This is a genomic window from Microbulbifer hydrolyticus (genome assembly GCF_009931115.1).
Lineage (GTDB): Bacteria > Pseudomonadota > Gammaproteobacteria > Pseudomonadales > Cellvibrionaceae > Microbulbifer > Microbulbifer hydrolyticus.
In genome coordinates, this window is the sequence record NZ_CP047491.1 from 2,721,471 (window position 1) to 2,734,622 (window position 13,152).

6 protein-coding genes and 1 pseudogene are annotated in these 13,152 nt (G+C 56.3%); 4 read left to right on the forward strand and 3 right to left on the reverse strand.

What is annotated here, in order from left to right; translation table 11 throughout:
* Positions 1-62: 62 nt before the first annotated feature.
* The gene (gene guaB, locus GTQ55_RS11595) at positions 63-1,547 is read right to left on the reverse strand and encodes an IMP dehydrogenase (protein WP_161858879.1); all 1,485 of its coding nucleotides are present in this window, start codon (positions 1,545-1,547) and stop codon (positions 63-65) included.
* A gap of 160 nt (positions 1,548-1,707) precedes the next feature.
* Between guaB and xseA the strand changes: the two genes are divergently transcribed.
* The 3 genes and pseudogenes from xseA to GTQ55_RS11610 all read left to right on the forward strand — a co-directional run.
* A complete protein-coding gene (gene xseA / locus GTQ55_RS11600; protein WP_161858880.1) occupies positions 1,708-3,063 on the forward strand; it encodes an exodeoxyribonuclease VII large subunit in 1,356 nt (451 codons plus the stop codon).
* Positions 3,064-3,141: 78 nt separating this feature from the next.
* Positions 3,142-5,622, forward strand: a complete 2,481-nt coding sequence (locus tag GTQ55_RS11605; protein WP_161858881.1) for an MltF family protein — start codon at positions 3,142-3,144, stop codon at positions 5,620-5,622.
* Between the two features lie 377 nt (positions 5,623-5,999).
* Positions 6,000-7,619, forward strand: a pseudogene (locus GTQ55_RS11610) (transporter substrate-binding domain-containing protein); the annotation flags it as partial.
* Between the two features lie 286 nt (positions 7,620-7,905).
* Here the strand turns inward: GTQ55_RS11610 and GTQ55_RS17965 are convergent.
* Together GTQ55_RS17965 and GTQ55_RS11620 are read right to left on the reverse strand one after the other, a co-directional pair.
* Positions 7,906-8,883 (reverse strand): NAD(P)H-quinone oxidoreductase, encoded by a 978-nt coding sequence (locus GTQ55_RS17965; RefSeq protein WP_161858883.1) that lies wholly within the window; start codon positions 8,881-8,883, stop codon positions 7,906-7,908.
* Positions 8,884-9,021: 138 nt separating this feature from the next.
* A complete protein-coding gene (locus GTQ55_RS11620; RefSeq protein WP_161858884.1) occupies positions 9,022-11,304 on the reverse strand; it encodes a TonB-dependent receptor in 2,283 nt (760 codons plus the stop codon).
* A gap of 640 nt (positions 11,305-11,944) precedes the next feature.
* Between GTQ55_RS11620 and GTQ55_RS11625 the strand changes: the two genes are divergently transcribed.
* Positions 11,945-13,144 (forward strand): acyl-CoA dehydrogenase family protein, encoded by a 1,200-nt coding sequence (locus tag GTQ55_RS11625; protein WP_161858885.1) that lies wholly within the window; start codon positions 11,945-11,947, stop codon positions 13,142-13,144.
* Positions 13,145-13,152 lie beyond the last annotated feature (8 nt).

Genomic DNA, 13,152 nt, shown 5'->3' on the forward strand with positions numbered 1-13,152 from the left:
CTTGAAAGTGCACTTCTGTTTTTGTTTCCCCAATTTCTTGATCAGGGATGTTAACGGACCTGTTAGCGGCCGCCCACCGGATAGTTCGGTGCTTCCTTGGTGATCTGCACGTCGTGCACATGGGATTCACCCATGCCCGCCGCAGTCACCCGCACAAATTGCGGTCGGGTGCGCATGGTTTCCATATCCACACTGCCGGTATACCCCATGGCGGAGCACAGACCACCCATCATCTGGTGCACGATCGCAGAAATCGGGCCCTTGTAAGGTACGCGGCCTTCAATACCCTCCGGTACCAGTTTTTCGGCGCCCTTGCTGGCATCCTGGAAGTAGCGATCGGAGGAACCCTGGGTGCGGGACATGGCTCCAAGTGAGCCCATACCACGGTAGGATTTATAGGTTCGCCCCTGATACAGCTCCACTTCGCCCGGCGCCTCTTCGGTACCTGCCAGCATGGAGCCCATCATGACCGAGTAGGCTCCGGCCGCTATCGCCTTGGAGATATCGCCGGAGAAACGGATGCCACCGTCGGCAATCAGCGGGACGCCGGTACCTTCGAGCGCCTTTGCCACTTCCGCGATCGCGGTAATCTGGGGTACTCCAATACCGGTCACGATACGGGTAGTACAGATAGAGCCGGGGCCAATGCCCACTTTTACCGCGTCAGCACCCGCTTCCATCAATGCGATTGCCGCTTCGCCGGTCGCAATATTGCCCCCGATGACGTCTACCTGCGGGTGCATTTCCTTGATCCGGCGCACGCGGTCAATCACGTTCTTGCTGTGGCCGTGGGCGGTATCCACCACCAGCACGTCCGCGCCCGCCTCGACCAGAGCCGCAACGCGGTCGTCGGTGTCCGGGCTGGTGCCCACAGAAGCGCCAACGCGCAAGCGTCCATCGCTGTCTTTGCAGGAGTTGGGGTACTGCTCCGCCTTGTTGTAATCCTTGACGGTGATCAGGCCGCGCAATTCAAACTTGTCATTGACCACCAGCACCTTTTCGATGCGGTGTTTATGCAGCAGCTCGCGTACCAGTTCAGGGGAGGCACCCTCGTCGCAGGTTACCAGACGATCTTTCGGCGTCATGATTTTGGCGACGGGGATGTCCAGATTGGTCTGGAAACGCACGTCGCGACTGGTGACGATACCGACCAGGTCGCCCTTTTCCATCACCGGCACGCCGGAGATGTTGTGGTGGCTGGTCAGCGCGATCAGTTCGCGCACGCTGGCATCAGATTCGATGGTGATCGGGTCTTTTACAACACCCGCTTCAAACTTCTTCACTGCACGCACCGCGAGCGCCTGCTCTTCGATGCTCATGCTTTTGTGAATAATGCCGATACCGCCTTCCTGCGCCAGGGCAATGGCCAGACGCGACTCGGTCACGGTATCCATGGCAGCGGACACCAGCGGAATATTCAGGGTGATATTACGAGACAGTTTTGTCTTCAGGGAAACGTCTTTGGCAGTGACCTCGGAATAACCGGGCACAAGTAGGACGTCGTCAAAAGTGAGGGCTTCGCGTGCGATACGCAGAGATTCAGACATGGACACTCAAACCTCTAGGGAGCGGGATTGGGTATCGGCGCGATTATAGCCGCAACAATCCCGGAAACAAAAGCCTATTTCGACCGATTTGGCAAATCTCTTTACCTCGGCCGGCATCCTTGCAATATTTGCCGCCCAGATCCATTCGCAAGAGACCGAAATGCCAAATACTCCCCCCGGCGTAGCCAATCCCCTGCCCACCGACGGCCGCCCCGTGATGTCTGTCAGCGAGCTCAACCGGGAGGTCAAGCACCTGTTAGAGGGTAGTGTGCCGCTGCTCTGGGTAGGTGGGGAGATCTCCAACTTCGCGGCGCCCAGTTCTGGGCACTGGTATTTCACCCTCAAGGATGCCCGCGCCCAGGTGCGCTGCGCCATGTTCCGCGGGCGCAACCGCAACGTGCGCTTCCCGCCGGCCAATGGACGGGAGGTTCTGGCACGGGCCAGGGTCAGCCTGTATGAAGGCCGCGGCGAATTCCAGCTGATCATCGAGCACCTGGAAGAAGCCGGTTTCGGCGCCCTGATGCGCCAGTTGGAGCAGCTCAAGGCCAAACTGCAGGCCGAGGGCCTGTTCGACCTGGAACGGAAAAAGCCCCTGCCCTACCTCCCCGCCACCATCGGCATCATCACCTCCGCTACCGGCGCCGCCGTGCGGGATATGATTCAGGTGCTCGGACGCCGCTACCCCGCGGCCAGGATTGAACTGCTTCCGGTCGCGGTACAGGGCCAGGGCGCAGCCCAGCAAATTGCCAGCGCCATCTCGCTGGCAGGCAGACTGCAACGTCACGATCTACTCATCGTCGGTCGCGGCGGCGGCTCTCTGGAGGACCTGTGGTCATTCAATGAAGAAGTGGTCGTGCGCGCACTGGCGGCCTGCCCTATCCCGACCATCTCCGCCGTGGGCCATGAAACCGATACCACACTGGCCGACCTGGCAGCGGACGTTCGCGCACCCACGCCGTCGGCCGCAGCAGAAATCGCCAGTGCCAACGCCGCCGCCCTGCGCGACTCGATTGCAAACAGCGAGGCGCGCCTGCTGCGGGCGATGCAGTCCCGTTTGCGGCACCACCAACAGCAGGTACAGCTGACCAGCAACCGGATCCGCCACCCGCGCGAGCAGCTGCAGAATCACGCGCAGCGACTTGACCACCTCGAACTGCGATTGCGTCAGGCCATACGCCAGGACACCACAAACAGAGCTCAGCGACTCAGCGGCGCCCTGCGCGCGTTCAACCGAGTACACCCGGAGCAGCGCCTAAGCAGCGCGCGCGACGCGCTGGCCAAGCAAAGACTGCAGCTGCAACATGCGGCGGAGCGGCTGCTGGCGGGAAAGCGGGACAAACTCCTGCACTCCAGCCAGTTGCTGCACAGTGTCAGTCCGCTGGCGGTGCTGGACCGGGGTTATGCGATTGTCCGGGATGAACAAAAGCGTGTAGTACGAGATGCCGCGCAGATAAAACCCGGCCAGCGTATATTTGCGCGTCTCGCCAACGGAGAGATCTCGGCGGTAACCGACTAGCCACTTCCCCACGGGTAACGACCGGGTGGTGCTGTTTCACACTAGAATCCGGGCAATCTGCCAGCCATGGAGATCCCCATGGGTACGCCAGCCCGGCCCGCTATAGATCGACGCGCCACTTCAGGCGCTTTGCGCAAGCCCCGCCGCTCGCCGCTCGCACTAGCCGCGTGCCTGTTTGTGGCGTTACTACTGCCTGGCTGCGACCGCCAGACCAATCGGGAAGAAACGCCACAAGCGCCGACCACACAGGGCCAACAACAAGAAAGAACCACGCCCACACCGGAAAAAAATTCACCACCGCGCAGAACCAAGAGCCGCGATTACGATTTCCAGAACTACACCGAGACGGGCGACCTCAATGCGCTGAAAAAACGCGGCACCATTCGATTTATCGGCCTGGCTGCGGATGAAGACGACATGTTGCCCAGATCGGCGGTCATTACCCAACGCCACTTCGACCTGGCAATGAAGCTCGCAGATCAGCTCGGCCTGGAGCCGCGCTGGATACAGGTCGACACCCCTGAACACGCATTAACAATGCTGAAGGAAGGTAAAGCGGACATTCTGGCGGGCAACCTCACCCGTACGGAAGAGCGAGAAAAGAATTTCAACCTGTCGCAAACCATGATCACCGCCCATCAGGTACTTGTCACCGGTGCCGACAGCCCCAGCATCGACAAGATCAGTGAGCTGGAAGGTCGAACACTGTCAACGCTGGAAGGGAGCACCTATGCAAAATCCGCCAAAGCGCTGCAGGAAAAAATTCCCAACCTGACACTAAAATTTTTCGCCATCAAAAAGTCGGACAATCCCGACACCCTGCTGGACTGGCTCAACCAGCGTAAAGGCGTCGTCACGATTCTAGATAGCAATATTGTCGATAATGCGCTGAAGTACAGGCAGGACTTCCACAAAGGCGCAGCGATTGGGGACAAGGAAGAAATCGTCTGGGCGGTGCGCAAAAACGCACCTGAACTCAAGCGGAAACTGAATAATTTCTTCACCCGAACATTGGTCACCGCGCCGGACAGAACCCGCTCCGACTGGAAGAGCATCAAGAAGTCCCGGGTGCTGCGACTGCTCACCTATAATGGTCCAACCAGCTATTTTATCTGGCAAGGCGCCCTTATGGGCTTTGACCACGACCTCGTACTGAAGTTTGCCAAAGCGCACGATCTGGAACTGCAACTCATCGTTGTGCCCCATGATGAAAACCTGATCGACTGGCTCAAGGATGGCAAGGGCGATATCGCCGGCGCCTCATCCACCATCACCGATGAACGAAAAAGTCAGGGAATTGAATTCACCACACCTTATCTGGAAATGCCGGAACAGGTACTGAGCAACAGTAAAAAACCCAAAGTAGAAAGCCTTCAGGACCTCAATGGGCGCACGCTCACATTGCGAGCCTATTCTTCGTTTATCGAGACAGCGAAGTCGCTCAAGAAAAGCGGTATTGATGTAAAGATCGAAATTGCAGCCCCCGACATCAGCTACGAGCACCTGATCAATATGGTCGCGGACGGCGAACTGGAGGCAACCATTGTCGATGCCGGCGCAGCCAGGATCCAGGCATCCCTGCGCGATTCCCTGGTTCCCGGGATAGAAGTTTCTGATCCACGCCCTCAGGGCTGGATGGTCAATACCGGCAATGAAAAACTGCTGGAAAAACTCAATGAATTCATACAGAACTATCGCAAGACCGATGACTACGCGACGAAGGTCCGTATGTATTTTACACCGGACAAACGCTTCAGTAAAAAAGTTGCCGCTGAAATCCAGCCCGGAAAGGACATATCCCCCTACGACGATTTAGTGAAAGCCGCTGCAGAAAAATACGAGATCGACTGGCTGTTTGTCGTCGCACAAATGTGGCAGGAAAGCAGCTTCAATCCGAAGGCTGAATCGCCAGTTGGCGCCCAGGGCCTGCTACAGGTTATGCCCAGAACGGCAGAAGAGATGGGCTATCCGCCACCACTGTTCGACCCCAGGCGCGGCCTCGAAGCGGGCATTAAATACATGCACTGGCTGCAGGACCGCTTCGATGCGGAGGTCGACTTGGAAAACAAACTCTGGTTTTCTCTAGCGGCCTACAACGCGGGTATCGGGCACGTCTACGACGCACAACGTCTGGCGGACAAGCTGGGTCTGGACCGCAATGTGTGGTTCGACAATGTCGAAAAAGCCATGCTCAAGCTTTCGGAACCCCGTTATTTCAACAAGGCACGCTACGGCTATGCCCGTGGCGCAGAACCGGTGGAATATGTGCGCAATATCAGCCAGCTCTACCGGACTTACAGCGATATCAATTCAGAGAGTGTCCGCACAAGGCTTCCTCAGCTTCCACCCCCTGCGATGATTGCTCTTGTCGCACATAAGCCCAGGCTACAGGCCGAGGGGCTGTTCGAGTTGACGCGTAAAAAGCCGCTGCCCTATTGCAGATACGGAATCCTCCAGAACGAACAGAAGAAGGTACTGCGACGAGCGCAGGACGTGGTTTCCGGACAAAAAATCCACGCTCGTCTTGCAGAGGGGGAAATTACTGCGTCCGTCGAGTAGCAGGCAGATAAATTGCCAGATGCAACCAATCTCTCTAAGGAGACCTTAGGATTACTCCATCGCTTATTTGCGAAGCGGAGTAATCCATGGTCGCGATTTTTTTCAAACAGTTTCTGTTGCCCATCGCCCTGCTTGCTTCCTGCGTTCTTTACAGTGGATGCGACAATACCAGTGCCCCCGACAAAACGAAAACAAACTCAGATAATGAAGCAGCCAGGGAATTCAAACGAGAGCAGGACACAGGGTTTGAAAATTACACCGAGTCCGGTGATCTCGGTGCGCTCAAAAAACGCGGCGTAATCCGTTTTGTCAGCATGACGGGTGACAACCAGCCCATTCTACCGCGTGAAGCCATTGTCAATCAGACACACCGGCAAATGGCCGAAGACTTCGCCACCAAAATCGGACTGAGCACACGCTGGTTTGTCGCCCAGACACCGGAACAGGCCCTGAGGATGGTAATAAATGGCGAAGTGGATGTGGTCGCAGAAAACATCAGTATTACACCACAGCGCCAGGAGATCGTCGAGTTCACCATACCCGTGTTGCAAACTTCCGATGTGCTGGTGTCCGGAAAAAATGGCCCAGACATCAGCAGTGTTGAAAATCTGGCCGGCACGGAATTGATAGTTTTGGCAGGCAGCACTTACGCTGAAAAAGCCCATGAGATCGTTGCCCAGTATCCTGAGGCCAACCTGTCGGTTCGCGAAGTATATCTGACCGATGAACGGGACACGCTGTTTGACATGGTCGCTAACGGCAACAACGCGGTCACCATCCTGCACAAAAATCTCGCCGAGGAGACGCTCAAGTACCGCGACGATTTAAAAATTGGTGTCACCGTGAGTCCTCCGGAAAACATCGCCTGGGCAATACGCAAGGACTCTGTCCGGTTAAAGAATCGCATCGACAACTTCCTGACCCGGACTCTTATCACTGCAGTACCTGAACGTACATCCCACTGGTATGCCATCAAGAAGTCGGGCGTTCTGCGCTTCGCAACCTACAACGGCCCTACCAGCTATTACCTGTGGAAAGGCGTTCTGCGTGGCTTTGACTACGATATGGCGAAAGCCTTTGCAGACAAGCATAAACTGCAATTGCAAGTCGTGGTGGTTCCCAATGAAGAGGACCTTGTGGACTGGGTCGCTGACGGTCGCGCCGATATTGCCGGGGCGTCGACGACGATTACTCAGGAACGCATTGACCGCGGCGTAATGTTCAGTATCCCGTTTATAGAGACCACCGAGAAGATCATCAGCAACCGCCAGCTGCCCCAGATTGAAACTCTCGCCGATCTGGAGGGGCGAACCATCACGCTACGCGCCTATTCCTCTTTCATTGAAACCGCTCGTACATTGCGCGAGCACGGTATCGATATAAACATTCAGATAGCACCTGCTGACATGTCATTTGAGCAGGTTTTAAACAAGGTCGCCAAGGGCGAGTTCGAGGCGACCATCGAAGATGGCTATATCGCGGATATTCAGGCGGCTCTGCGCCCTGAACTGGTCATCGGCCTGCAAGTCAGCGAAGGACGATCACAGGGCTGGATGATCAAACGGGGGAATAAAGACCTCTTACGCGAGGTGGACCGATTCCTCAAGCGATTCAGTAAAAGTGAAGAATTCGACAAACTACTGGCAGCCTACTTCGAGCCCGATAAGCATCTGGTGCAAAAAATTTCTGCACGAGTCATTCCCGGCGAGGCGCTTTCCCCTTACGATCACCTTGTCCAGGTGTATGCGCTGGAGCACAACTTTGACTGGCGCTTGATTGTCGCTCAGATGTGGCAGGAAAGTAACTTCAACCCCAGGGCGGTATCTCCGGTTGGCGCCCAGGGGCTCTTGCAGGTAATGCCGCGCACGGGTGAGGATATGGGCTACCCGCCTCCCCTGTTTGACCCGGAAAAAAACGTCAAAGCGGGTATCAAATATTTGGAATGGGTTCGAAATCGATTTAAAGCACCCCTGCCCGCTAGTGAACAGCTGTGGTTCACACTTGCGTCCTACAATGCCGGTATCGGTCACCTGTTCGATGCGCAACGCCTTGCAGAAAAGCTCGGGCTCGACCCAGGAAAATGGTTCGGTAATGTGGAGGTGGCGATGCTCAAGCTTTCCGAGCCACGTTACTTTCAAAAAGCGCGCTACGGCTATGTCCGCGGCTCAGAGCCCGTCGCATATGTGCGCAAGATCAGCAACCTCTATAAGGCGTACACCAACGTGGCCACCGGTGATATTGCCAAGGGCGCCGCAGCTGAGCATGGAAATCTGCAGGTATCTGTTAAGTCGTTAAAACGATCTTGCCAATATGATTACTCGACTCCATCAGCCGATGTGCATCCGCCACGTCTTCCAGCGCATAAGTGGCCGCTATTAATGGACGGATCTTGCCCTCGGCCAGCAAGGGCCAAACCCTCTTTTCCAGGTCACTGGCTATGGCCGCCTTCACCTCCGCTGGTTCCGGCCGCAGGGTGGAACCTGTCAGAATCAGCCGCTTGAGCATCACCGGCAGCATGTTGACTTGCACCTTGGCGCCGGCGAGAAACGCGATATTGACGATACGGCCGTCTTTTGCCGCTGCGCGGATATTCCTGTCGACATAGTCGCCACCGACCATATCCAGAATCACATCGACGCCCTCCCCGTCAGTCGCCTGCAGTACCGCATCGACAAAATCCGACTGCCGGTAATTAATCGCCAGTGCTGCGCCCAGTTGTTCACAGGCGCGGCATTTTTCATCACTGCCTGCGGTGGTGAACACTTTCACCCCCATGGCATTGGCTATCTGGATCGCCGCGGTACCGATCCCGGATGAGCCACCATGAACCAGCAGGGTCTCGCCAGCGGTCAGGTTTGCACGGCGTATCAGGTTGCTCCAGACGGTAAAAAACGTTTCCGGTAATGCGGCCGCCTCAACTAAAGACAAGCCGTCGGGAACCGGCAGACACTGTCCCTCCGGCGCCACGGCATACTCAGCGTAGCCGCCGCCATTTGTCAGAGCACACACCATGTCGCCCACACTGAAATTCGCGACGCCGGGCCCTACCGCCATCACTTCGCCCGCGACCTCCAGCCCCAGTATCGGGGAGGCTCCGGGCGGCGGCGGATAGAAGCCGGCACGCTGCACGATATCCGGGCGGTTGACCCCGGCAGCTGCCACCCGGATCAACACCTCCCCGTCGCCCGCCTGAGGACGCGCGCCCTCTTTCAACTGCATCTTTTCTGGTCCGCCGTGTTCCGGCAAGTCGATATAGCGCATTACTCGTCTCCATTCCTGCGAAGGCTCTTGGGCCGGGCGCCCGAAAACACACAGGATAATACCCCTGCGACAAAATTGCTGACGAAAAAAAGCCCGGCTCAAGGCCGGGCAAATGATAAGACTGGAGGAGGATGAAAATCAGATTTCGTAGTTTAGCTCGATACCTACAATACGGCCGCGGTTGATCGGCGTGAACGTGGAGTTTGGCCCCAGGGTAACCGGGCCGAGCATGCCAGGCAGCTGAGTATCGTTACCCTCGCTCACCTCGTCCAGCATGTTCTTGCCGAACAGGGCCAGGCGGTAATTACCCGAATCCGGAGTAAAGCCAATGCTGAAATCCACCATTTCCACTTCGCTCAACATACCGGCATTGTTGTCGGTGTAGGCCGATGCGTCGCGGTGGTTATAGTTGATGCGGGACGTCAGTGCTCCCCAGCTTCCCAGCTGAAGGTCGTGCACCATACCCACGCCGTAAGTCCAAGGGGCGAGACGCGGGATATCGAGCGCGTAATCTGCGCCATCCACCACACCATCACCGGTGAGATCCAGCCAGATATCGTCGTACTCACCATCTACATAACCAAGGTTCATAGTCATCAGCAGTGAATCGGACAAACCGGCCATCATCTCGAATTCGGCACCGCGAATGGTGGCGTTGGCGGTGTTGCGAATCAGCTGTGCCACCCCGGCGGTCGCACTCGGCAGATTCACCTCCCGCTGCATGTCGTCGATGGTATTGTGGAACACGGCCATATTCGTTTTCACACGCCCATCCAGCCACTGGGACTTGGCGCCAATCTCGAAGCTGTTCTGCTCTTCCTGGTCGGTTGGTCCCGGCGATTCACCAAAGGCGGTATTTCGCATATTGTAGCCACCGCTGCGGAAACCCTTGGTCCACACAGCGTAGGCCTGTGCTGTATCGCTCAGCAGCCACTGCATACCCACTTTCGGAGTAAAGGCGCTCCACTCCTCGGTATCAGAGAAGTCATAAACCGCACAACCCTCTCGATCACAACCATTGCCAGGGATAATCGAGGCGATATCCGCAGTTTTTTCCTCACTGGAGTAACGTCCACCCAGGGTCAGCACCCAGGATTCATTCAGGTCGATGTCCGCCTGGGTGAATACTCCCTTGGCGGTGTGATCCTGAACACCACCACCGGCCATAACCAGTGCGCCACCCAGCAGGTTGCGTTCCTCAATATATTTCAGATCCTGGGAAAACCAGTAAACACCACTGGTAATAGAAGTGGCTCCGAAGCGGCCAGAGTAGCGCAGTTCGTTACTCAGCTGCTCCTGATCAATCAGGCTGTAGGAATGGAACAGGTGTACCGGCAAGGAATCGATATCGCCCTCACCCAGAGTATCGTAATCACGCCAGGCGAGAATATTGGTGATGGTACCGTTACCGAAAGCGACGTCCTGGTTATACTCGGCGATAGCCTGGTTCCAGTCGGTCTCTGCCCAACCTTCGTTATCAATCGCTACTTCAAAGGAGTCGTCGCTGTTATCCCAGTTGGTCACGCCTACCGAGGCAGCAATTGCCGGTGAGAAATCCCCGCGGTTCTGCCCAACGGGTCCATCCGCGTCCACATGACCGGACTCCAGGCGCACGATCAGATCTGCGGACTCACCCATCTCAACGGTAAAACTCGGGCGTACAAACCAGGTGGTAGAGGCGCCGAGGTTATCGTTGCCGTTTGCCTTGTTTTCAAACCAGCCCTTGTCGTCGCTGTAGTAGGCGGTGAGACGACCGTTCACCGACTCGCTGATCTGGCCGGAAACGGTAGCCGCCAGGTTGGTTTCCTCTTGTGCGGTGGTTGAAAACCGCACTTTACTCATGAATTCTTCCGTGGGCTTCGCGGTTTTCACCACCACCGCACCACCGGTCACGTTGCGACCGAACAGCAGTCCCTGGGGACCGCGCAGTACCTCGATACCCTCCAGGTCAAACAGGTCCAGGATCACACCGGCGTTGATGCCCATGTACATACCATCGACGAAGACACCGACGGTGGGATCAATGGAGGGAATGGAACTGTTTACACCAAGGCCGCGCACGGTGAAGTTAGCGGTACTCTTGATGGTTCCCGCATCGTCCATCTGTACGTTGGGCATCTTGAATGCGAGGCTTTCCAGATCGCGGGTCTGCAGCGCTTCCAGCTGATCGCCAGAATAGGCGGTGGCCGCAACCGGCACGTCCTGCAGGCGTTCGGCATCGCCGCGTTTCCGCGCAACAACCTCAACTTCTTCCAGCAGGGTATTGATTGAATTCTCTGCCGCGTGGGCGCTGCCCACACCGCAGGCCAACGACATGGCCGCGAAAGAGCAGGCCGAGGCCAGGATCAGGCTCCTGCCCTTGCCATTGACTGTCTTTGTTGTGAGTAATTGTGAATTGAAAGCGTCAGATTGGCTTCCCATGTTTTCTCTCCATTGCACCGAGTTATTTTTATGTAATTTCCAGCAACAGAACCACCGCGACCGGTACCGCTTATCGCCGCTACACCTGGCGACCCGATCAGCAACCGCGCTGTCTTCTGCCGAACCGTATACCGGTTCCGGCAGTGGAAAGACTACAAGAGGTTTTTCCGTTACAAAAGCTTATTTTTATGAGTAATTCATCCTACTTATTCCCGCACCCCTAAAACGCAGGTCGCGGGAACCACTCATAAAAAAATGACTCTACCGTCACACCTCTAATCTGTTGGATTTTGTTCCCAAACCACCGCCGAAGTAGCAGGCGCCCGTGAAATTGATTCCAACGGTAACAGTTCTCAAGCCGTACCAAATCAGGTGGACAAATAACAGATATCTATCTCACCAATAGCCGACTGACAGTACCAAGTGTGTGCCGGGATAAACCAGCACGCCATAACCTCTCCGGTAATACATCCCGGGAACGTCCCTGTATTGGCCGACAGGCCTTCAGCCTCACTGCTGGAACAGAATATTCCCCAGCTCAGCCCTATCCTGCCATTACCCCTGCGGTAGTGGCGCCGCCCCAGCACCGGGTTCACCCTGTAATTCAGTCAAAGTGAATGATTACAGGGGTAGACTGAACGTGAATAACGAGTACACACCGGAAGAACAAGAATTTCGAAATCAGGTTCGGCAGTTCCTGAAAGAAAAACTGCCGGAGGATATCCGCCGAAAGTGCCTTATAGGCATGCACCTCGATAAAGAAGACTGTGAGCGCTGGCAAAAAATTCTGTACCAGCAGGGGTGGGCCGCGGTGAACTGGCCGAAGGAGTACGGTGGTACCGGTTGGACCGCCACCCAGAAAAACATTTTCGAAACCGAATGCGCCCTGGCTGGCGCTCCGGAGGTTACCCCGTTCGGTATGAAAATGGTGGCCCCGGTCATTTTCACCTTTGGTAACGAGGAGCAAAAGCAGCGCTTTCTACCGGATATTCTGGCCAGCAATGTATGGTGGTGCCAGGGCTACTCAGAACCCAATGCCGGCTCCGACCTTGCCTCCCTGAAAACGACCGCTCAACGCGACGGCGATCACTACATAGTCAACGGGACCAAAACCTGGACCACACTGGCCCAATATGCCGACTGGATTTTTTGCCTGGTGCGTACCGGTGGCCCACAGGAAAAAAATCAGACCGCAATCAGTTTTCTACTGATTGATATGCGTACCCCGGGTATCAGCCTGTCGCCCATCCTCACCCTGGACGGCTACCGGGAGGTGAACGAGGTGCACTTCGACAACGTGCGTGTACCGGTGGAAAACCGGATTGGCGAGGAAGGCAAAGGCTGGACCTACGCCAAGGTTCTTCTCACGCACGAGCGTACCAATATCGCCCGCGTTGCCCATTCCCGCTGCCAGTTGCAGCGCGCACGCGAGCTGGCCAATGCCACGCCGGATGGCGACAGCACTCTGATGGAAACACCGTCCTTCGCACAGAAATTTGCCGAGATCGAAATCGAACTGCTCGCTCTTGAGTACACCGAGCTGCGCACCCTGGACGCAATCCGCACCGGACAGGCGCCGGGGCCCGAATCTTCGATCCTGAAGATCAAAGGCACCGAACTGGCACAGAGCATCGACGAGCTGCATGCAGAAATCGCGGCAACCGGGGGCCTTCCCTATGTGCCGTGGCAGCTGGACGAAGACTTTGAAGGGGCAAAAGTTGGCAGCGATAGCGCGATTAACAGCTGGCTGCGCTACTTCAACAACCGCAAGTCATCCATCTATGGCGGCAGTAACGAAATCCAGAAAAACATTATCTGCAAGGCCGTACTGGGCCTGTAACCGGAGGA